Source organism: Natronocalculus amylovorans (genome assembly GCF_023638035.1).
In the GTDB taxonomy this organism is placed as follows: Archaea; Halobacteriota; Halobacteria; order Halobacteriales; family Haloferacaceae; genus Natronocalculus; species Natronocalculus amylovorans.
The window spans coordinates 358,153-377,230 of sequence record NZ_JAKRVX010000003.1 but is presented as its reverse complement, the minus strand read 5'-3'; the positions used below and the strand labels follow the sequence as shown (position 1 = coordinate 377,230).

Sequence of the window (19,078 nt, the reverse complement as noted above, 5' to 3'; positions counted from 1 at the left end):
GTCACTCGGATTCGGAGTCATCGTTTTGATTTTGATCTGCCGTTGATTTTTGTTGCACATACCGCATATCGCCGCTTGCGTGAAGCGACCCAGTGACTGTTGCACCTTCATGGACAACCAAATCCCCCGCACGGACCGTTCCACGAACGATCGCATCAGGATGAATTGTCACTGTTCCTGACGTCGTTACATTGCCAACAATTTCGGTATCCGAGCCAACAGTAATGTCACCACCGGCTGCGGTGAGTCCACCAAAAATCGTATTTCGCTCGCCAACAGTGACTGCGCTCGCGCGGATATTTCCGTGAATTCGACAGTCATTACCGATCGTCGCTGGTGTATCAACATCCCAGCGATCGTCAGAAATCTGTGCGTCTGCAGGGATTGTCAACGGCTCACGTTCTTCGATCTCCTCACCAGCAAGTGCAGTTGCAAACTGCTCAGCCGCATCCTGATCTCCAAACCGAAGCAGGTGCGACAGGATAATAAAATAGAATAGATAGACTGGGATTGGATTCCGAATATTGATCCACCCATTTGCCTCGAACCCTTCATTGATTTCAACGTCGTCACCAACATCTAGATCGCCAGAGACGAGCAATCGGCCACCGATTTCAACTCGCTCGCCGATATATGCGTCTGCACCAACAAGCACGCTTCCACCAACGTCACAAAATGTATCGAGCCGGCAGTCCGCATCTGCTTCGATACTATTGCCGATCGACACACCCTCACCGGCTGCGACTGTTCGACCGCGGACGCCAAATTCAACCGTGCTGTCTCTCCCAATAAGGACATCTCCATCCGTTACAACGTCGTGTTCTTCGACTGTTGTCCCGTCTGGGATCTGGAGTATATCGAGCGGATCGACGCGGGAAGACACATACCCACTCTGTCGCTCGGGGCTAATAAAGCGCCCGGGAACTCTCACTGAGGAAGCAAAAAATAAACCATCTGACTCCTAAAAGAGGATAATGCGACGAAAGATTCTCATTGTTCTTGTGCTGATTGGGATTGCATTCGTCTTCATTGGGGGTCCGTCGCTGTTCGCATCTCCTTCCACAAGCGATGTTGCTCCAGAAGAAGATGAGGCACCTGATTTGGTCACCTTCGACGATTCTGAAAGCGGATTTTGGGCATTTATGAATTCCGCTCAGTCGTTCGAAAAGCGGAGTCCGATAAATGTCATCGTGCGCGGTGACAGCGGAGATGTCATTCAGGCACTGTCAGAGGAGGGCAATGGCGAGTGGGAAGAGATGAGCGAAAACGAAACTGACGCAGAGCCTGAAACCTACTCGTTCCTTTCGGAAGAACAACACCATGCAACGGGACTTGAATGGGGTGAAGCCGCGGGTACAACCCGATATGCATGGGTTGACCCTGGGCCAAACGAGAGCGGCTACTGGATGACAGAGACGCTACAGCTGGATAACGGAGATTACTACGGACACCGCATGCATATTCGGCTGTACGAAGCACCGAATGAGAATGATAACTGGGTCGCAATGCAGGGTCATACAGAGCATTTTGATTGGTTTACGCTCAGACACCGCGTTGATGGAGTCGAATCCGCCCAGCTTGCAATCGAACGCGACTTTATGTCACTGCCATCTATCGATAATCGATCGGATGTGACCCGCATTAATATCGAGAACTCAGGACCGTCTGATGCTGATGGTTGGGCAACACTTGTCGATCTTGTCGGAATGATACTACTCCCTGTTGGGATGGGACTCACCATGGCAAGTCAGTTTGGTGATCGTACAACAAGCGTACTGAATCGGCACCTCACGCGAGTTGATCGCAAGCGGATCGCCGTCGTCACCGATCGGATTGAAGCGCGACATCTGATGCTTGCTGCGACAATCCTTACACTATTTTTGGGTGTCCGTATAATCGGTGTCGTGTTAGAACGGCATGTGGATTTCCTGTCGATGCATATGATCGCGGCCCTCCTATACCCGATTATTGCAATCGGAATTCCAGTCGCAACATATGCGATCGCACACGGATTGGAGCGACGGATGGATGCCGCCATCACTGCATCACTCACGCTTGCAGTTGCAATCTGGATTGATTATGGCGCAATGGGCGTTGATTCGCTCCCGATCGACGTGGTCGTTCAACGGATGTTTGTTGTGGTAACGATCGGACTTATTGCGGCCGGGGCCGCTCGCCGTGCAACCCGTGACACACATTGGAACAGCCTCTTGCTTACAGGCGTTCTTATTTGGGTTCTCGTTCTTGGTGGGACGCTGTTTGGGTATTTCTGAGCCGTCCGTACGTATACTGCCTTTTTGTACCCCTTTTACGGAAAGATTTTCATCGTGTGATAATATATAATAACTGAACAGTTTGTGATGTCTAACAGCGAGATTATTGTTTTGTATGTCAATGATGATCCCGACCTACTCACATTGGTTAGTACACGGTTGGAGCGAGAGCACAACCGTCTCACCGTTCGAACGGCTCACTCCGCTGCGGACGGAAGAGAGATATTTGAGATGGGGGATATCGACTGCATTCTCAGTGATTATCATATGCCTGTCGAGACCGGTGTTGATCTTCTTCGATCGGTCCGTGAGCAAGATCGTGAGATTCCGTTCATCCTGTTTACGGAGACAGGAGACGAAGCCGTTGCTAGCGAGAGTATTAGCGCTGGTGTAACTGATTATGTGATTCAAGATACGATCGGCAATCAATCCGAGCTTCTGGCGAGAAAAATATGCTCATACGTTGACACACGTCGTCAAAACCAGCAGATCGCGTATGAGAACGCGCAACTTCAAGAGCTATCTGAGAATACCGACGATGCGTTGTGGGTATTTTCTGCTGATTGGGGGACTGTTCGATTTGTCAACGCTGCATATGAGAAGATATTCGCACACCCTGTCTCGGAGTTACAAGAGAATCCGCAATCGTTTGTCCACCGGATCGCTGCTGAAGACCGTGACCGAATCCAACAGGCGATGAAACGTGCTTCCGATGGACATAGCGTCCAGATCGAATATCGCGTGAACAAATCCGATGCGCTTCAGCTATGGGTCGAATCTCGCTGCAAGCCAATTACGGATGCAAAGGGAGACGTAGACTTCATTGTCGGGTTTACCCGCGATATTACTGAACGAAAACTTCATGATCAGCAGTTGGTGGAAAAGAATGCGCAACTAGAACAGTTCACATCGACAGTTGCACACGACCTTCGTAATCCGTTGAATGTTGCGGACGGGTATATTGATCTCGCACGAGAAGCGCATGACAGCCCATATCTCAAAACTGCAGCAGGTGCTCTCAGCCGGATGAATACACTTATTAACGAACTGTTAACGCTTGCAAAAGAGGGTGCGGTACTCAAAGACCGTCGAAAGATCACACTCTCAGAACTGGTTCAAACAAGCAGCCAGAACATCCTCATGCCAGAGGCAACACTTGAGATTCGGGACTCAAAACAAATACGCTGTGACCCAGCGCGGACAATAGAGGCGATCGAAAATATCCTCCGGAATGCGATCGAACACGGTGGCCCGTCAGTCACAATTATTGCTGGGATGTTGGAGGACGGAACTGGGTTCTATATTGAAGATACAGGTCCCGGGATCCCGGACGCAGAGCGGACTGTTGTTTTCGATCGTGGATATAGCAACTCAGCCCACGGAACCGGATTTGGGCTTGCGATCGTTAAACAGGTTGTCGATGCACATGAGTGGGAAATACGAGTGACTGAGGGAGCACACGGTGGTGCACGATTTGAGATCTCTGACGTGGAGATCACAGACTGAGTCGTACGAAAATCCCGAAGTATTTGCCTTCGGATGTGATACTGTCTGGTATGACCGTTCTCTCGTTTGATGATGATGGTGTTGACGTTGAGTACGAAGGCACCGAGTTCCGGCTTGAAAAAGCCCTTATTGAGGAGGCAACAGAGAAATCGTATCCGGATGTCACCGATCACGATGTCTTGCGAATGGTAGAGAAAGAGCCCACATTTTCCGGTGAGCCACGACGAGTACAAGATATTCTCCGCTGAGATTGTAAGTTCGGACCGAAAGGCAATTTCCTCCAGGTTGTGAACGGATGTGTATGCTTTCGATCGCACTCGCGGGAAAACCGAACGCGGGGAAATCTACTTTTTATACCGCAGCAACGCTCGCTGATGTTGATGTCGCAAACTATCCGTTTACAACAATCGATGCAAACCGTGGTGTCGCTACGGTTCGGACGGACTGCCCATGTCTCGAACGTGATGCACGCTGTGGCGTCGATCGCTGCCATGATGGGAAGCGGTACGTCCCAGTTGAGTTGATCGACGTTGCAGGGTTGGTACCCGGCGCACACGAAGGTCGTGGCCTCGGAAACCAGTTCCTTGATGAGTTGACGAACGCCGATGTGATTATCAACGTCCTTGATGCATCGGGTGGGACTAACGAAGAGGGTGAGCCCGTCGAAATTGGAAGCCATGATCCGGTTGCCGATGTCGAATTCATCCAAAACGAGTTGGATATGTGGCTTACAGGGATTGTCGACAGAAACTGGGAAACGATCGAGCGGAAGTCCCGATCGCCGGATTTCGAGATTGACGAGGCACTCACCGACATGCTCACTGGGTTTGGTGCGACAGAGTACACCGTTGCGCTCAGCCTTCGAGAGCTAGAGTATCCAGACGATCCGATTCAGTGGACGGATGACGATCGGAACGCACTCGCAACCGATATTCGCGAGCGAACGAAACCGATCATTCTCGTTGCAAACAAAGCAGACGTTGCACCGAAATCGAATCTTGAACGCCTTTCTGACGCTGCGGAGTATGTGATCCCTACAACCGCAGATGGTGAGTTGGCGCTCCGTCGTGGCGTTGAAGCCGGTGTGATCGACTACGATCCAGGCGATGCGGATTTCACAATTACTGGCGATCTGAATGATGCACAAACGAAAGGGCTCGAACAGATCCGTGAGGTAATGAGCGAGTATGGGGGCACAGGCGTGCAGACCGCACTGAATGCAGCCGTCTATGACTTGCTCGATCACCTCACCGCATTTCCGGTGCAAAACGAGTCAAAATGGACAGACGCAACCGGAAACGTGCTGCCGGATGCGTTCTTACTTCCACGCGGATCGACACCGAAAGATCTCGCATTTGCGGTCCACACAGATATTGGCGAAGGCTACTTACACGCAGTGAATGGGAAATCAAATCGAAAAATATCGGATAGCTACGAACTAGAAGAAGGTGACGTAATCAAGATCGTGAGCACTAATTAATTAAACGCCCACACAATCGGATTATTTGTGTTCTAATTGAGCACACCGATCAGTACAGTGTCGCTATTCACTGTCCATGCCCTGCGTGCTTGTCGCTCCAATCGAATTCACTAATATCTACACTCCAGCCGTTAATATCGCCTTCTTCGACATCATGAATGGTAATGTGATTATTGACGATCTCTGCTTCGGCCTGATCACCGAATTGAAGCGTATTGAAATCCTCTCTGTCAGTTGGTGCATTTCGGCATCCAAAATCGTCGTCTGAACCCAAGTCCTCACCACAAATTCCGACCCCGTAACTAACATCGGCAAATTCCTGCTCTAATTCATCTCGTACTTCCTCGCTAACTGTGACAGTATCGGGTGAAGATACGAGCTGGCTATACTCTGCCGCAACTCGCCCAGTTATTTCACTTTCACCATCAGAAAGAACCCGGAGAATGTGGCCCCTGTATGACTGTCCCTCATAATCCCATTCGACGGTAACTGTTTTCGATTGAACCGATTCAGCTGAAACAGTGTTGGAAAGACATCCAGCTAGTGTACTCCCTACCACGACAATTCCCGATATACTGAGTAATTTGCGTCTGGAGGGCATACTTTGTTATGGACTATTGAATCGCATCAAATTTACTACTACACTGTGTCCTCTAACTGACTAAGTTGTGTACAAAGTTATGGCTCATAAGCAGTCATCAAGATCGTGAGTACTAACTGATACAGCAGGAGTCGTGGCGGGTTATTCGTTTTCGAGCGCGTCGTAGATATCTCGATTCGCGTCTCGGTCAGCCGCTGCTACCCGACGGACAAGCTCACCTCGGATATCCTCCATCACTTCATCGAGTGGGGTCTCAGACTCTGAACTTTCCTTGGTCGCCATAGTTGTTATATCGCCCCGACTTCGGTTAATCGTTCGGGTTAGACGAGTCGCCGGTTAGTTCGTCCAGTCCGTACCGGATGAGATCGTCGCGCCACTGTTCAATCTCTCCCACGAGGTCGATTTCTTCAGTGTGAGAACGAAGGTATTCGATGGTTTCTGCTTCTTCGACGGTCGTCTGATCGGTGCCGAACTGCTTGAGGATCGTCCTGATCTCGTCGTCGTATGTGAACCGATATCCGTTGAGGAAGTAGAATACGACCGTCGTGTTGAGCGCGGTGCGTTTGTTGGCATCGACGAACGGATGGTTCGCAACCAACAGCCGGATGAGGTGAAACGCTTTCTCGTGGATCGTTTCGGGTACCGTCCCGAAACTCCCGTCCTTGACGTAGTTCAAAACAAACTCGATATCGCCACGATTCTGGACGCCAGCGTGCGTGTCAGAGTACTCTGATACGATGTCGTCGTGGATGGCGAGAACGTCGTCCACTGACGGATACCAGAACGAGTCTGTCATTCGTTCGTTCACTCAGATTGCACTCGAGGTAATCCTTGCTATTGCAGCTCACAGAGCCTGGCTATGTTTTCCGTTGTGTACGTTGTGTGTACTCAGAAGTAGTGATCAAGATCGTGAGTACAAATTGACACTACAGACAATTCTATACCAACCGTGTCGGCTTATTCCAGTGGTTGTGCGTAGTCCACTTGTTTTTGTTTAAATCCAGTCTGACGATAGAATTGGCGGGCATCCTCGTTTTGCCACTCACAGGAAACTTTGAGATGATCACAGCCGTGTTCTCTGGCTCGCTCTTTGACATGTTCGACAACAGCAGTACCGTGGCCTTTCCCCCGGCTGTCTTCATCGATCGCGATGTTCACAATCTGAATGTATTTCGCGTACGTTCGAGAGGGATGACGGCCCACAGAGAGCGTGACGAATCCGATTGTCTCATTTTCGTGAACGATGAGATAGTCGGTGGTGCCGTCGCTGTTAAGATGGGCTCGGAACCCGTCGTCTGGAACCTCGTCAACGTTCGAGTAAGTGAGTGCATTTAGTTCGGAGTACTCCTCGATTCCTTTTGCGAGGTCGTACCAGCGACTGACGAGCGCATCAAGATCGTCTGCGGTGGCTTCCACGAGTTCCATACGGATGCTCCTCAACGCTTGATTTTTAGATTCCGCCTGGTATGATGGATCTTAACACGCCACTACGCTGTGTTATTCACCCGACTGCTACAACAGTTCAGAGATCGCAGCAGCAACACGATCGACCTCATCTTCCGTATTGAACACGTGTACTGAGACTCGAATGGCGTCAATATCTGGAATCGAACGCAGAATGAACCCCTGTTGTTTCAATGTTTCAACAGTGGCATCTGGATTGTCGACATCAACTGAGACAAGCCCCGAATGGTACGATTGTGGTCCGTACAATCGCTCTTCAGGAAGCTGTGATTTGAGCCGATCGGTAAGCGACTCGATTCGTGATTCGACGGTATTCAGACCGATTGATTCGATCAGCTCGATGCCTGCTGCCATCCCAACGTGTGGTGCCGGTGAGGCAGTTGAGCGCTCAAACCGCAGTGCATTCGGTTTGAGTTCGTATGCTGGTGTATTCGGATCAACAACGCCACGATAGCAGACCTGTTGTGGGTGGAGTTGATCGATCGAATCCGGGTCGACATAGAGATACCCCGACCCCCATGGCCCGAGCAGCCACTTATGACCGGAGCCTGCAACCACGTCTGCCCCCCATTCGGAAAGATCGACAGCCATCTGGCCGGCTGACTGGACGGCATCAACAATGACAAACGTATCGTGGTCGTGGGCGATCTCAACTAGTTCTCGCACTGGAACTCGGTTTCCATAGCTCCACACAAGCGAACTAAAACAAACCACTCGTGCATCAGCAACCGCATCTGTGAACTGCTCTCGATCGATCACACCTGCATCCGTCTCAAGCACCTCGACAGTCGCACCATGGACACGGGCTGCGCGTTCCCACGGCAGTACGCCAGCGGGGTGTTCCGTATCTGTCCGGACAATCACATCACCAGGCTGCCAGTCGATCGCACCAGCAACCATCCCGATCGAATCCGTTGTCGACTCGGTCAGTGCGATGTTTTCAGGGGCGGTGCCAAGATGTGTGGCGATTGTCTCTCGGCTGGACTCATACGCACTGTCTGCGTGTGGGTACATCCCATCTGTGTAGGGGGCGATCGTTTTGTGGTGAGTGATAAATCCGGTTGCTGCATCAAGAACTGGAGTCGGGCTTGGTCCACTCGCACCAGTATTAAAAAATGCACATTCACTCGTAATAGGGATCTGTGTACGAAGATCAAGCGGATTCATATCAGCTACTCACATGGATCCCTCAAAACAGTGTGCATGTCTGTACTGTTCATTTCCAACATGTTAGTCGGTCAGTGCGATCTCAGCTGCATCTTTTCCAGCCTCATTGTCTGAGAGATCTGAATCGGGATCCGGTTCTGGCTCTATTTGTGGGAACCGATCGTCATACTGCTCCCACTGTTCGTCCATCTCTGTTTCCGATAGCAAACATGATTGAAGCTGTGATCGGATGCTGTCGTGGTCCATCTCAGTCCCGATGAAGACAAGCTGCGAGCCGCGATCGCCCCACGTCTCATTCCACGATGCTTCGAGATTCGGGTACGTCGCAAAATACTCTTTTTGTTCTTCAGTTGGCAATGTCGCAATCCACTGGCCGCCAGCACCGACACGGATTGATTGTCCAGCAATGTTGAGTGTCAGTGCTTCGTCCTCTCTGCCGGCGATCCAGAAATGACCTTTTGCACGGACGATCGACACAGGGACATGATCAAGGAAATCTGCGAATCGCTCCGGGTGAAGCGGACGGCCGGTCTCAAACACGAATGAGGTGACGCCATGTTCTTCTTCTGCGGATTGGTGTGGCTCCTGAAGCTCATTGATCCAACCCGCAGACTGGCTTGCAGCCGCAAAATCAAATCGACCAGTTTCCAACACAGCATCCGGATCGACCTGTCCATGTTCTATTCGAATGATCTCTGCTCGGGGCTGGAGCGTTTCAAGGATCGCTTCAATCTCGTCCAACTGTGCTGAATCGACAAGGTCGCACTTATTGAGCAACAACACATCACAGAACTCGATCTGTTCAACAAGGAGATCGCCGAGCTGCTTTTCAGTGTCACCATCAAGTAGCGACTCTTCCGATCGGAACGTCGAAAAGAACTGATGGGCATCGACAGCCGTAACTGCGGTATCCAAGTGATACTGTTCGAGCGGTTCAATACCGGTTTCTTCGTAGAACTCGGTTGGTTCAAGATCGGTCTGGTCGAATCCAAGTGTAAGCGTTTGTGCAACCGGAAGCGGCTCAGCAACACCAGTTGACTCGATAATAAGTGTATCAAATGATCGTGACCGTGCAAGCTGGCCGATCGCGTCCAACAGATCGCCACGAAGCTCACAGCAGATACAGCCATTGGACAACTCAATTATTTCGTCGTCCTCCTCGGAGATATCTGATGCCTCTGCGACAAGCTCTGCATCAATATTCACCTCGCCCATATCGTTAACAAGCACTGCGATCTCTCGATCGGTCGCCGAACGAAGCAGGTGGTTAAGTACCGTTGTCTTCCCAGCACCGAGATTGCCACTAAGTACAGTCACCGGGATCGTCTGATTTACCATACGTAACAAAAAATAGAATTCACTTATTAATTCTTGTTATTACAATTTCCAAAATTGTTATTAGTACTGAGTTGTGTTATTCAACCAGACTGCTATGGCGATCGAAACACCCGAACAGACGCCGTACTCATACCTCATTGTTGGCGGGGGTATCCATGGTACCTACATTGGAAACCGGCTACTGCGCGAAACTAGCCTCAACAAAAGCGATCTCTGTATCTGTGATCCGCATGAAAAGCTCTTGGCCGCATTTTCCGAGAAGGCGAAACAGTGTGGAATGAAGACGCTTCGATCGACGTACGTCCAACATGTCGGTGCGGAGCCGTTTGATCTTGAATCGTTTGCCGAACAGCACGATCGAACAGATGAGATTGTCGACTCGGTGGGGTATCCGCCACGGCCAACACGTTCGTTATTCCTTGACCACGCTCAGTCAGTCATTGAGCGATCGGGTCTGAATCAGTGCCATCGATCCGAGCCGATCGTAGATATTGAGGCGAATGGTGAGCTACTTGTGGCCAGCACACCGACCACAACGATCGCCGCCGAAAACTGTGTGCTTGCACTTGGCCCACCAACAACGCCAGCCGTTCCTCCTTGGGCCGAAGTTGGATCATGCTCGAACCATCTTGACGATCGGATTGTCCACGTATGGGATGAAGATCAGCCACCAGTCCACTCGGACACGCACGTGGTTGTCGTTGGTGGTGGGATTACTGCCGCACAATCTGCACTGAAAGCCATCAGAGACGGTGCAACGGTAACACTCCTCTCACGGCACGAGCTACGGGAAGCAAATACGGAGGCAGCACCGCCGTGGATGAACTGGCAACGGATCGAAAAGCAACTCCATTCACTGCCTGCAGGATCGCAGGGTCGATACGAAGTTATTCAGCGTGAGCGCCGTGATGGAACGATCCCACCGCATTTGCTCGATCGAATGGACCAGGCGATTGATGCGGATAGGCTCACGATCAAATACGGTGAGGTGGAGTCCGCAACGAGTGCGGGTGAGTGTATCCGGCTTCAGCAGACAACCGGTACGATGCTCACCGCTGATTGCGTGTTGCTTGCGACCGGAACGGAAGCGACGTACGCACATCCGCTCTGCGATCGCGTTGCGAGCACTCTCTCGCTTGCACGTGGCTATCGAGGAATGCCAATTCTCAACGATCGAACGCTCGCATGGGAGACCACAGACCAAACTGAATCAAACATCTATCTCAGCGGCTATCTTGCAGAAGGCTCAGTTGGTCCACTCGCACGGAATATTGTCGGTGCACGGCGTGTGACTGATCGGCTCATCACACCAAAATCACGGCGCGAAGAGCGTTTGCGCGCGCCACAAGCACGAAGCTAACTCGCGCCGTTATTCGAGCGCAGCCATTGCATCGCCCATAATTTCGATCGCCTCGCGAAGCTGTTTTTCATCTGTTGCGTACGAGATTCGAGCATAGCCTGCTCCGTGTTCACCAAAGGCCTCACCGGGGACGAGAATTACGCCACGATCGATACACTCCTCGACAAAACCATCTGGAACCTCCGGCATCGCGTAGAAAGCTCCTTTTGGAGTTGGGACCGCAATCCCATGTGACTCCAATCCATCCACAAGGATATCTCGACGCTTCTTGAATGACGCTGTCATCTCCTCGGTAATATCCTGTGGCCCTGTGAGGGCAGCCTCAGCAGCGTACTGTGCGGGAGCGCTTGCACACGCTTGTGCGTACTGATGAACCCGAACCATTCGCTCAACCCGATCGGCGGAGCCAAACACCCATCCGAGTCGCCAACCAGTCATCGAGTAGAGCTTTGAAGCTGAATTTACGACGACAACATTGTCTGTTTCTGTGAACTCGATTGGCGAGTAGTGTGCGCCCTCAAACACCGTGTATTCGTACACTTCATCGGAGATACAGAGCACATCATGCTCATCTGCAATCCGTGCAAACGCTTCGATATCCTCCTTTGGTGAGACTGCACCGGTCGGGTTTCCTGGGCTGTTAACAATGAATGCAGCGGTGTCTTCTGTAATCGCGTCTTCAACTGCGTCGGGTGAAATCGTCAGATCATCCCGGAGCGGCACTGGAACCGGCTCACCATCGGCAAGCTTGGTTAGTGCATCATACGAGACAAAGCCCGGATCAGGGATAATAACCTCTTGACCCTGATCGACGTGTGCCTCGATCGCAATATGGAGCGCTTCGCTTCCACCTGCTGTTGCGATGATATCGTCTGGGTCAAGATCAATGCCTTGATCACGTTCATGTTTTGCAGCAATGGCCTCCCGGAGCGACTCCGTCCCTTTGTTTTGGGTATATGCATCCACTAAGCCATCATTGATTGCATCGATCGCTGCCTGTCGAGCGTGCGCTGGCGTCTGGAAATCCGGCTGCCCAAGTCCAAGATTAATTGCATCCTCGCCTGCGGCTTCAAACACTTTCCGAATACCACTGATCGAAATCCGTTCAACACGAGAGGAAAACTCCGTCATACCTACACTCCGGGTACGGGGAGCGATAGTTCTTACCTTGTGTTGTGGAGTGTCATACAAACAGACGTAAATTACCGGTTTCTGTGACATACGGTGAAATAGAATCTGCGGGTGTTGGAGGATGCGCTGCGTTTTCATACGGGAATAGGACAAAAGCACGTAACCCAGCCAGCCGCGGCAGTTACCGTAGACAGAGGGCGGTTATTGATTGGGCACGTAAGAGATGTAATGACTACGGGCATGAGCAACAGGAGCATCGACAGACGAAAGTTTATTCAAACGACAGGAACTGGGATTGCTGCAACGGCAGGGCTTACTGGACTCTCGGGCTGCCTCGGTGATGACGATATTGGCGAACTCCGAGTCGCATATATGCCGATCTATCCCGATCTGCAGTATTTCGTAATGGAGGGTGAGGGGTACTTTGACGATCTTTCCGTCTCCGTTGACGGACGTGAGTTCAGTGATGGACCCGCGATCGTCCAAGCATACGCCGGCGATGAGATTGACGTTGCAATGTTTGGTGCAGTCCCTTCGATGATTGTGATCGATCGAGGAATACCCGCCAAGGTAACCGCTGCAAACATTGTTGAACCGATGGGGATACTCACAGATGAGTCGTTCCACCCATTGTGGAACGATACAGAGGGCCCAGAAGCATTCGAGGCATGGGCAGATGAACACGGCGAACCATTCAGGTTTGGAACGTTCCCGCAAGGGAGTGTCCCTGACGTCTTGCTACGCTACTGGCTCTCGAACAACGGTGTTGATCCAGAAAACGACGAGAACGTCGAAATTACCGAAATAAACGGTGCAAGTGCAGTCTGGCAAGCGATCGCAAATGATGAGATCGACGGCACAAGCATCATGGAGCCGGTTCCAACGATCGCTGAGGAAGAGGACTCCGATGTAACAATGCTCCGAACTGCAAGCGAGATTATGCCCGGACAGCCGGCTGCGGTGACGCTCATGAGCGATGAAGTCCGAGAGAACGGTGTTGGGTTGGAGTTCATCGAACAGCACGTCCGAGCAACCGAATTCATTAACGACCATCCCGATGAAACAGCCGTTCATGTAAGCGACGGAATCGGTATGCCAGAGGATCGTGCACGAAGAGCGCTTGACTCGCCGCTTTCAAATTTCATTACTGATCCACGAGAGATCGAGTCCGGTGTCGAAGTGTTTGCGGGTGTTGCGGCTGAAAATGAACAAACGGAAGCCGAGCTATCAGTGGATGACATCTTCGATTATACGCTCTACGACTCGTTGTAAGCATGGGTCGGAAACAAACTGACGGTGGTGTTGCCTCCGGAACGCAGCCATGGATACGATACCGTTCACGTATCGATTCGGAGACGGTACGATCGTATCTGCTTGGTGTCTCTGGTGTCATTGGTTTCTTGATACTGTGGCATCTTCTCTCATTGACACAGCCGGATATTGTGCTCCCGTCTCCGATCGCGGTTGGCGAGCGATTTGTTGATGAGTTACTATCCGGTGACATGACCACGGCACTCCAACAGAGCATGATGCATTGGCTCCCGGGGACGATCGTGGGAACCGCACTTGGTGTTGGTGCTGGTGTCATTCTTGGCTGGAGCAGAACTGCTGATCAGATCACTGCGCCAGTGGTTCGGATTCTCCGCCCGATCCCACCGCTTGCGATGATTGGATTCGCAATCGCTTGGTTCGGAATCAACCATGTCGGTGCAGCATTTATTATTGCACTCGGTGCGTTCTGGATCAACTTCTACGCGACGTATGGTGGCGTTGAATCGGTTTCGGATGATCTCATCGACGTTGGTCGAACCCTCGGCGTGAATGGAAACCTTGCGACAATCAGAACGATCGTCATTCCTAGTGCACTTCCCGAGATTTTGACTGGTATTCGAACCGGGATTGGTCGCTGTTGGATGCTTGTCGTTGCCGCCGAGATTTTTGGTGTTCCGGGCATCGGGCGCGAAATCCAACGAGCAAGCACTAATCTACTTGTCGATCGCGTCATCGCCTACATTCTCGTACTGAGTTTGATGTTCCTGGTAGTTGATACACTGTTCCGCGTTGGACAACGGAGGGCTCTCCGATGGCGAGCATGAATGAGATGACAAAACTGGATATCGATCGAGTGGGCAAAACGTTCGGTGGTGATGAGCCAGTTCGAGCGCTTGATGCTGTCGATATCTCGATCGATGATGGTGAGTTTGTCTGTATTGTTGGCCCCTCTGGCTGTGGGAAAACAACGCTATTTCGAATTGTTGCTGGACTGGAGCCTCCCACGGATGGGGAGATCCGTTTGGATGGAACAGCAGTGACGGAACCAGGGCCTGAACTGGGTGTCGTTTTTCAAGAATACCACCTTTTCCCGTGGCTCACTGTAGAGGAGAACGTTGGCTTTGGTCTCAAACAACAAGGTGTTGATAAAAAAGAACGACAGCGCCGGGTCACAGAGATGCTTTCGCTTGTTGGGTTAGCAGATGCTGCATCATCGTATCCATCAGCGCTCTCAGGTGGGATGAAACAGCGAGTTGCGATCGCCCGCTCGCTTGCCGTCGACCCATCGCTGCTTTTGATGGACGAGCCGTTTGGCGCGGTTGATGCCAGAACGAAAGAGCATCTTCAACAAGAGCTGTTGGAGATCTGGACGGAGACAAAAAAGACGATTCTCTTTATTACGCACGACGTTGACGAGGCAGTCGCGCTTGCTGATCGAGTGGTCGTGATGGCGGCCGACCCTGGGCGTGTCAGCGAGATTGTTTCAATTGATGTCCCCCGACCACGACGGCGATCGGATCCTGCTGTGGGTGCGTATGTCGAGCAGATTCGACGACTGATTGGCGCACGAGAATAAGCGCAGACAGGAACTGGTTTTTATCTGCAGGTCTGTGATGTGGTATGTCTCCACAGTACGATCGGGCTGACGCAATCGAACGCGACAGCGCCGATGCGCTTGCGTCATTTCGCGATCGGTTCATCCAGCCGGAGGATGCGCTCTATATGGATGGCAACTCGCTTGGACTTGCCTCGGATGCGTCGATCGAAACGCTCGATCGGGTTGTCGAGGAGTGGAAAGCGCTTGCAATCCGTGGGTGGACCGACAGCGATCCCGACTGGTTCCACTACGGGGAGTATCTCGGTGAGCTAGTGGCACCGCTTGTCGGCGCGAACGCTTCGGAGGTCGTCGTCGGAAACTCAACGACAGTCAACATACATACACTCATTGGGACGTTTCTTGACCTCGCACTTGCGGAGCAGCCTGAAAATACTCCCCCTCCCGCGGTGTTAGTGAACGATCTTGACTTCCCGACGGATCACTATGCGATCGCCGCACAACTCACACAGCGCGGCATTGATCCTGATGAGAAGCTACGGGTTGTCGAAAGCAGTGATGGCCGGACGATTGAGATGGATGCGATCATTGACGCGCTTGAGACGCATGCTGATATTTCGATCGTTTTTATGCCAAGTGTATTGTATCGGAGCGGACAGCTATTTGATCTTGAAGCGATTACAACGGCTGCACACGAGGCAGATGCATACGTTGGATTTGATTGTGCGCACTCTGTCGGTGTTGTGCCACACGAACTGTCTACTGTCGGCGTCGATTTTGCGGTGTGGTGTAGTTATAAATATCTCAATGCAGGCCCCGGTGCGCTGGCAGGACTGTATGTGAATAAGAACCATTTCGGAGCAGAACCCACATTGGCTGGGTGGTGGGGTCATGAGAAAGCAACGCAGTTTGAGATGAATCAGACGTTTACACCTGCTGAAACGGCAGGTGCATGGCAGATTGGAACTGTCTCGATGTTGAGTGCTGCACCGCTTGAAGGTGCGCTTGCGGTGATTGATGAGGCAGGAATTGAACAGATCCGATCGAAATCCGTCGCGCTCACCGACTATCTCATTACGCTTGTTGATGGACGGCTTGGTGAGGTGTTTTCGGTGGGAACGCCACGAGAGCCCTCTAGTCGAGGTGGCCATGTGTCGATCGAACATCCAAACGCAAAACAGCTGAGTGCCGCACTTCGGGAGGCGGGGGTGGTTGTTGATTATCGACCACCGAATGTGGTTCGGCTCTGTCCATCACCGCTGTACACGCGGTTTGTTGATGTGTGGGATGCGGTAGAGCTGATCCGATCGCTTGCAGATGAGGAAGTTACAACGGTGAACGTCGATTCACAAGTTACCTGAGAAAGAAACGCTCAGGTACGTCCATCGCTGAGTAGTTACCAATGAACCGGACAGGGCTTCACTACCTCGCAGGAGCACTCGCACTTGCAGTTGCGGCAGTCCACCTCTATTGGGGGTTCCCGCGATTGGTCACACAGATTGAGATTGGTATGGTTCACGATCCACGGCCGATCACGTTCGTTCTCTCAAGCGTCCTCATTATTTTTGGCATCACGCGTATTCTCGATGGACACGACCCAAAACAGATCTATCTTTTTGGGATGGTCCTGATGGCGACATACATTGTCGGGTATGCAGCATGGCACACCGTCTTAGGACATGGTGCGTTCTGGCCATGGGGGCCGGGTGAAATGGGTGGGCATCACGACACAGGATTCATCGAGACGATGGTCTCTCATTTGGCTGTTGAAACAACGGCACTGATTTCAAAAATATTAGAGACTGCGACATTGATTGTGCTTGGTATATTGTATGCCACATACGATGAGGCCGAGGCAGAGAGCCCAACGGCACGGATTCCGACAAACAGCTAACTGGAAGTTTGGATTTATTTATTGGGGTCTGGTAATCACTGTTGTGAGTCTCAAATGAGTCGACTGGATGGGTTTCTCACTGATGTGCGAGCACAAAAGTGGGGTATGGTTGGTGATTTGGCGTTTGCGATCGTCTGGGTAACGATCGTCAGCGCCATCTTTTCGATACTTGATGGCCCAACATGGGCGTATTATATGTTCATGCTTGCGGGGATTGTGGCATACTTTGGATTCGTGGGGTCGCTCGAGCGAGCACAACAGCGCTAGATGATCCCGAGGAATCCAAGCCCATAGATCGATCCGATCACAATAACGACTGTCCAGATTGCCATTGAAACAGTCATCCACCATCCAACAACGCGGCCACGGCTCCCTGCGAGCATTGCGATAAAGGCAGCCAAATGAACGCCTGTCACGATTGGTGCAGCCAGTGCCAAGCCGGCAATTCCGTACTTTTTCCAGAGCTGGCGTGCCCGGCTCGATCGCCCTGTGTCATCGTTTTCAGTGGGCTTATCGGGATCACGTGACTTCCGCTCTGCCCACCATGTTGCAATCCGTCTGTGGAAAATAATGAGCAGGTACACAGTCGCAATATTGCCAACAAACGCGAAGATACCAACAAAAAATGGGTTGAGACCAAGACCGATCGCGATCGGAATCACAACCAAGATTTCGACCCATGGAATCGCAGCGAAAATAAATACAAGAAGATACTGAACAATCCCACTTGCCTCAGAGAGGGACTCACCAATGCCAAGATCAACCACGAGTGACAGCTCTGCGATCATCTTAGTCTGCACTCACAAGGTCTGTCTTTGGAAGTGCCGAGCCGGTCTCACGCCGAATACCGACAAGCAGCACCGCGCCGGCGAGTAGTGGAATAACTGCACACGCCGCATAGATTGGAGCGAATCCTACCCAATCAATCAATGGAAGCGTTACAACTGGGCCGAGTCCGCCACCAATGTCGCCAAAGACGTTATTTGTCCCCATCGCTCGACCCATCCGATCGCTTGGTGTTAGATCCGCAAGCAGCGCAATAAGTGGGCCACTCGTTCCACCTTGTCCAGCTCCAATAAGGATACACGCGATCGTGAGCACATAAATCTCAGTACTCAGTGTGAGGAGAATAAAGCCAATAAATGAGACGCCAATGAAACCCATGAGTGGCGGGACCCGTGAAGAAAGCATATCACTCATCTTCCCACCGATGATCATGAACGCCGACGCTGAGAGGACAGTCACAGCCATGAAGATTCCCGATGAGCCTTGGGCCCCAAATCCAAAGACACCGATGTCGTATGCATCGAGGAAGATCACAAGCGATGCAAACAGCGCGCCAATATACGCAAAGTAGAGCCCAAAATTAACTAATCCGACGGTGACTGCAGGAATACTCGTATCTACATCCCATGGTTTGACGGTTGAGTTCTCCTCTTCAACGTGTGTTTCGGGGACCGTTGCAAACGCAACAACACCTGCCAAGAGTGCAAATACAGCCGCAAGAATGAATGCTTCCGAGATGCCGTACCACTCACTGACGATTCCACCAAGCACCACGCCCGTTGGGAACCCAAGCGTAATTCCACCTCGGACAACTCCCATCCCTAAACCGCGAGATTCACTCGGTGTAATATCTGCAACGATCGTATAGGCGGTTGCAAAGACGAATGCACTCCCAATGCCCCAGAGCAATCGAGCCGCAAGGAACCAAGCCTCCGGCAGTGTGGAATTGAGCGCAATGACATAGCCAAGGGTGGCAAATCCTTGGATGAATAGCCCAATAATGAACGGTTTTCGGGTGCCAAACCGATCGGCGAACATCCCTGCAGGGGCGTTCATAAACAGCCGAGTAAACCGATTTGCACTCAGAATAATTCCAACCATGAACGGCGTGATTCCCAAGACAACACCCAAATTCGGGAGGATTGGGAAAATCACACCGCCACCAAAGCCGACGAAGAACGTACTTCCAACCACTGCTAAAATAACTGCTTTTGAGCCGATTCCTGTGTCTGATTGTGCTGTCTTACTCAT

General features: G+C 51.6%; 21 protein-coding genes. 11 read left to right on the top strand and 10 right to left on the bottom strand.

Annotated features, from left to right (window positions below; genetic code table 11):
• Position 1: 1 nt before the first annotated feature.
• Positions 2-883: a polymer-forming cytoskeletal protein gene (locus tag AArcSt2_RS10070; RefSeq protein WP_174653614.1), complete on the bottom strand. Its 882-nt coding sequence runs from the start codon at positions 881-883 to the stop codon at positions 2-4.
• A gap of 91 nt (positions 884-974) precedes the next feature.
• On the opposite strand from AArcSt2_RS10070, the gene AArcSt2_RS10065 reads away from it, so the two are divergent.
• From AArcSt2_RS10065 to AArcSt2_RS10050, 4 genes are all read left to right on the top strand, one after another.
• Positions 975-2,273, top strand: a complete 1,299-nt coding sequence (locus AArcSt2_RS10065; protein ID WP_174653615.1) for a hypothetical protein — start codon at positions 975-977, stop codon at positions 2,271-2,273.
• 87 nt (positions 2,274-2,360) lie between these two features.
• Positions 2,361-3,779, top strand: a complete 1,419-nt coding sequence (locus AArcSt2_RS10060) for a sensor histidine kinase (RefSeq protein ID WP_250584318.1) — start codon at positions 2,361-2,363, stop codon at positions 3,777-3,779.
• A 50-nt stretch (positions 3,780-3,829) separates the two neighbouring features.
• Positions 3,830-4,027 carry a DUF5800 family protein gene (locus tag AArcSt2_RS10055; protein ID WP_174653617.1) on the top strand — a complete coding sequence of 66 codons (198 nt, stop codon included), beginning with the start codon at positions 3,830-3,832 and terminating at the stop codon, positions 4,025-4,027.
• A gap of 53 nt (positions 4,028-4,080) precedes the next feature.
• Positions 4,081-5,259 (top strand): redox-regulated ATPase YchF, encoded by a 1,179-nt coding sequence (locus tag AArcSt2_RS10050; protein ID WP_250584316.1) that lies wholly within the window; start codon positions 4,081-4,083, stop codon positions 5,257-5,259.
• A 67-nt stretch (positions 5,260-5,326) separates the two neighbouring features.
• On the opposite strand, the gene AArcSt2_RS10045 is transcribed toward AArcSt2_RS10050, so the two are convergent.
• The 6 genes from AArcSt2_RS10045 to AArcSt2_RS10020 all read right to left on the bottom strand — a co-directional run bounded on the left by AArcSt2_RS10045 (position 5,327) and on the right by AArcSt2_RS10020 (position 9,829).
• A complete protein-coding gene (locus tag AArcSt2_RS10045; RefSeq protein ID WP_250584315.1) occupies positions 5,327-5,860 on the bottom strand; it encodes a hypothetical protein in 534 nt (177 codons plus the stop codon).
• 141 nt (positions 5,861-6,001) lie between these two features.
• Positions 6,002-6,142 carry a hypothetical protein gene (locus tag AArcSt2_RS10040; protein WP_250584313.1) on the bottom strand — a complete coding sequence of 47 codons (141 nt, stop codon included), beginning with the start codon at positions 6,140-6,142 and terminating at the stop codon, positions 6,002-6,004.
• Positions 6,143-6,167: 25 nt separating this feature from the next.
• Positions 6,168-6,656: a type II toxin-antitoxin system death-on-curing family toxin gene (locus AArcSt2_RS10035; RefSeq protein WP_250584310.1), complete on the bottom strand. Its 489-nt coding sequence runs from the start codon at positions 6,654-6,656 to the stop codon at positions 6,168-6,170.
• 161 nt (positions 6,657-6,817) lie between these two features.
• Positions 6,818-7,285: a GNAT family N-acetyltransferase gene (locus tag AArcSt2_RS10030; RefSeq protein WP_250584308.1), complete on the bottom strand. Its 468-nt coding sequence runs from the start codon at positions 7,283-7,285 to the stop codon at positions 6,818-6,820.
• A gap of 87 nt (positions 7,286-7,372) precedes the next feature.
• The gene (locus tag AArcSt2_RS10025; protein WP_250584306.1) at positions 7,373-8,491 is read right to left on the bottom strand and encodes an aminotransferase class V-fold PLP-dependent enzyme; all 1,119 of its coding nucleotides are present in this window, start codon (positions 8,489-8,491) and stop codon (positions 7,373-7,375) included.
• Between the two features lie 63 nt (positions 8,492-8,554).
• Positions 8,555-9,829 carry a GTP-binding protein gene (locus AArcSt2_RS10020; protein ID WP_250584304.1) on the bottom strand — a complete coding sequence of 425 codons (1,275 nt, stop codon included), beginning with the start codon at positions 9,827-9,829 and terminating at the stop codon, positions 8,555-8,557.
• A gap of 94 nt (positions 9,830-9,923) precedes the next feature.
• On the opposite strand from AArcSt2_RS10020, the gene AArcSt2_RS10015 reads away from it, so the two are divergent.
• The gene (locus AArcSt2_RS10015; RefSeq protein ID WP_250584302.1) at positions 9,924-11,189 is read left to right on the top strand and encodes an FAD/NAD(P)-binding protein; all 1,266 of its coding nucleotides are present in this window, start codon (positions 9,924-9,926) and stop codon (positions 11,187-11,189) included.
• A 9-nt stretch (positions 11,190-11,198) separates the two neighbouring features.
• On the opposite strand, the gene AArcSt2_RS10010 is transcribed toward AArcSt2_RS10015, so the two are convergent.
• A complete protein-coding gene (locus AArcSt2_RS10010; RefSeq protein WP_250584300.1) occupies positions 11,199-12,320 on the bottom strand; it encodes a pyridoxal phosphate-dependent aminotransferase in 1,122 nt (373 codons plus the stop codon).
• A 240-nt stretch (positions 12,321-12,560) separates the two neighbouring features.
• On the opposite strand from AArcSt2_RS10010, the gene AArcSt2_RS10005 reads away from it, so the two are divergent.
• From AArcSt2_RS10005 to AArcSt2_RS09980, 6 genes are read left to right on the top strand one after another with little or no spacing between them, the layout of a single operon-like run.
• Positions 12,561-13,592 (top strand): ABC transporter substrate-binding protein, encoded by a 1,032-nt coding sequence (locus tag AArcSt2_RS10005; RefSeq protein ID WP_250584298.1) that lies wholly within the window; start codon positions 12,561-12,563, stop codon positions 13,590-13,592.
• 2 nt (positions 13,593-13,594) lie between these two features.
• Positions 13,595-14,416 carry an ABC transporter permease gene (locus AArcSt2_RS10000; protein ID WP_174653624.1) on the top strand — a complete coding sequence of 274 codons (822 nt, stop codon included), beginning with the start codon at positions 13,595-13,597 and terminating at the stop codon, positions 14,414-14,416.
• The gene (locus AArcSt2_RS09995) at positions 14,404-15,168 is read left to right on the top strand and encodes an ABC transporter ATP-binding protein (RefSeq protein ID WP_174653625.1); all 765 of its coding nucleotides are present in this window, start codon (positions 14,404-14,406) and stop codon (positions 15,166-15,168) included. Before AArcSt2_RS10000 ends, AArcSt2_RS09995 begins: the two co-directional genes overlap by 13 nt.
• Positions 15,169-15,212: 44 nt before the next feature.
• Positions 15,213-16,508: a kynureninase gene (kynU, locus tag AArcSt2_RS09990; protein ID WP_250584296.1), complete on the top strand. Its 1,296-nt coding sequence runs from the start codon at positions 15,213-15,215 to the stop codon at positions 16,506-16,508.
• A gap of 41 nt (positions 16,509-16,549) precedes the next feature.
• Complete coding sequence (locus tag AArcSt2_RS09985; protein ID WP_250584294.1) at positions 16,550-17,041, top strand: hypothetical protein; 492 nt, start codon at positions 16,550-16,552, stop codon at positions 17,039-17,041.
• Positions 17,042-17,095: 54 nt separating this feature from the next.
• The gene (locus tag AArcSt2_RS09980) at positions 17,096-17,308 is read left to right on the top strand and encodes a DUF8119 family protein (RefSeq protein WP_250584292.1); all 213 of its coding nucleotides are present in this window, start codon (positions 17,096-17,098) and stop codon (positions 17,306-17,308) included.
• Here the strand turns inward: AArcSt2_RS09980 and AArcSt2_RS09975 are convergent.
• Positions 17,305-17,829 carry a small multi-drug export protein gene (locus AArcSt2_RS09975; RefSeq protein ID WP_250584290.1) on the bottom strand — a complete coding sequence of 175 codons (525 nt, stop codon included), beginning with the start codon at positions 17,827-17,829 and terminating at the stop codon, positions 17,305-17,307. The two genes, AArcSt2_RS09980 and AArcSt2_RS09975, sit on opposite strands and share 4 nt — an antisense overlap.
• Before the next feature lies 1 nt (position 17,830).
• Complete coding sequence (locus AArcSt2_RS09970) at positions 17,831-19,078, bottom strand: MFS transporter (protein WP_174653629.1); 1,248 nt, start codon at positions 19,076-19,078, stop codon at positions 17,831-17,833.

Excerpts from the sequence above, each read along its gene's own strand:
- AArcSt2_RS10035 (WP_250584310.1), bottom strand. The coding sequence starts at position 6,656 with ATGACAGACTCGTTCTGGTATCCGTCAGTGGACGACGTTCTCGCCATC.
- AArcSt2_RS10060 (WP_250584318.1), top strand. The coding sequence starts at position 2,361 with ATGTCTAACAGCGAGATTATTGTTTTGTATGTCAATGATGATCCCGAC.
- AArcSt2_RS10005 (WP_250584298.1), top strand. The coding sequence starts at position 12,561 with ATGAGCAACAGGAGCATCGACAGACGAAAGTTTATTCAAACGACAGGA.
- AArcSt2_RS10065 (WP_174653615.1), top strand. The coding sequence starts at position 975 with ATGCGACGAAAGATTCTCATTGTTCTTGTGCTGATTGGGATTGCATTC.
- AArcSt2_RS10030 (WP_250584308.1), bottom strand. The coding sequence starts at position 7,285 with ATGGAACTCGTGGAAGCCACCGCAGACGATCTTGATGCGCTCGTCAGT.
- AArcSt2_RS10010 (WP_250584300.1), bottom strand. The coding sequence starts at position 12,320 with ATGACGGAGTTTTCCTCTCGTGTTGAACGGATTTCGATCAGTGGTATT.
- AArcSt2_RS10040 (WP_250584313.1), bottom strand. The coding sequence starts at position 6,142 with ATGGCGACCAAGGAAAGTTCAGAGTCTGAGACCCCACTCGATGAAGTG.
- AArcSt2_RS09995 (WP_174653625.1), top strand. The coding sequence starts at position 14,404 with ATGGCGAGCATGAATGAGATGACAAAACTGGATATCGATCGAGTGGGC.
- AArcSt2_RS09975 (WP_250584290.1), bottom strand. The coding sequence starts at position 17,829 with ATGATCGCAGAGCTGTCACTCGTGGTTGATCTTGGCATTGGTGAGTCC.
- AArcSt2_RS10025 (WP_250584306.1), bottom strand. The coding sequence starts at position 8,491 with ATGAATCCGCTTGATCTTCGTACACAGATCCCTATTACGAGTGAATGT.
- kynU (WP_250584296.1), top strand. The coding sequence starts at position 15,213 with ATGTCTCCACAGTACGATCGGGCTGACGCAATCGAACGCGACAGCGCC.
- AArcSt2_RS10015 (WP_250584302.1), top strand. The coding sequence starts at position 9,924 with ATGGCGATCGAAACACCCGAACAGACGCCGTACTCATACCTCATTGTT.
- AArcSt2_RS09980 (WP_250584292.1), top strand. The coding sequence starts at position 17,096 with ATGAGTCGACTGGATGGGTTTCTCACTGATGTGCGAGCACAAAAGTGG.
- AArcSt2_RS10020 (WP_250584304.1), bottom strand. The coding sequence starts at position 9,829 with ATGGTAAATCAGACGATCCCGGTGACTGTACTTAGTGGCAATCTCGGT.
- AArcSt2_RS09985 (WP_250584294.1), top strand. The coding sequence starts at position 16,550 with ATGAACCGGACAGGGCTTCACTACCTCGCAGGAGCACTCGCACTTGCA.
- AArcSt2_RS10050 (WP_250584316.1), top strand. The coding sequence starts at position 4,081 with ATGCTTTCGATCGCACTCGCGGGAAAACCGAACGCGGGGAAATCTACT.
- AArcSt2_RS09970 (WP_174653629.1), bottom strand. The coding sequence starts at position 19,078 with ATGAGTAAGACAGCACAATCAGACACAGGAATCGGCTCAAAAGCAGTT.
- AArcSt2_RS10055 (WP_174653617.1), top strand. The coding sequence starts at position 3,830 with ATGACCGTTCTCTCGTTTGATGATGATGGTGTTGACGTTGAGTACGAA.
- AArcSt2_RS10045 (WP_250584315.1), bottom strand. The coding sequence starts at position 5,860 with ATGCCCTCCAGACGCAAATTACTCAGTATATCGGGAATTGTCGTGGTA.
- AArcSt2_RS10000 (WP_174653624.1), top strand. The coding sequence starts at position 13,595 with ATGGGTCGGAAACAAACTGACGGTGGTGTTGCCTCCGGAACGCAGCCA.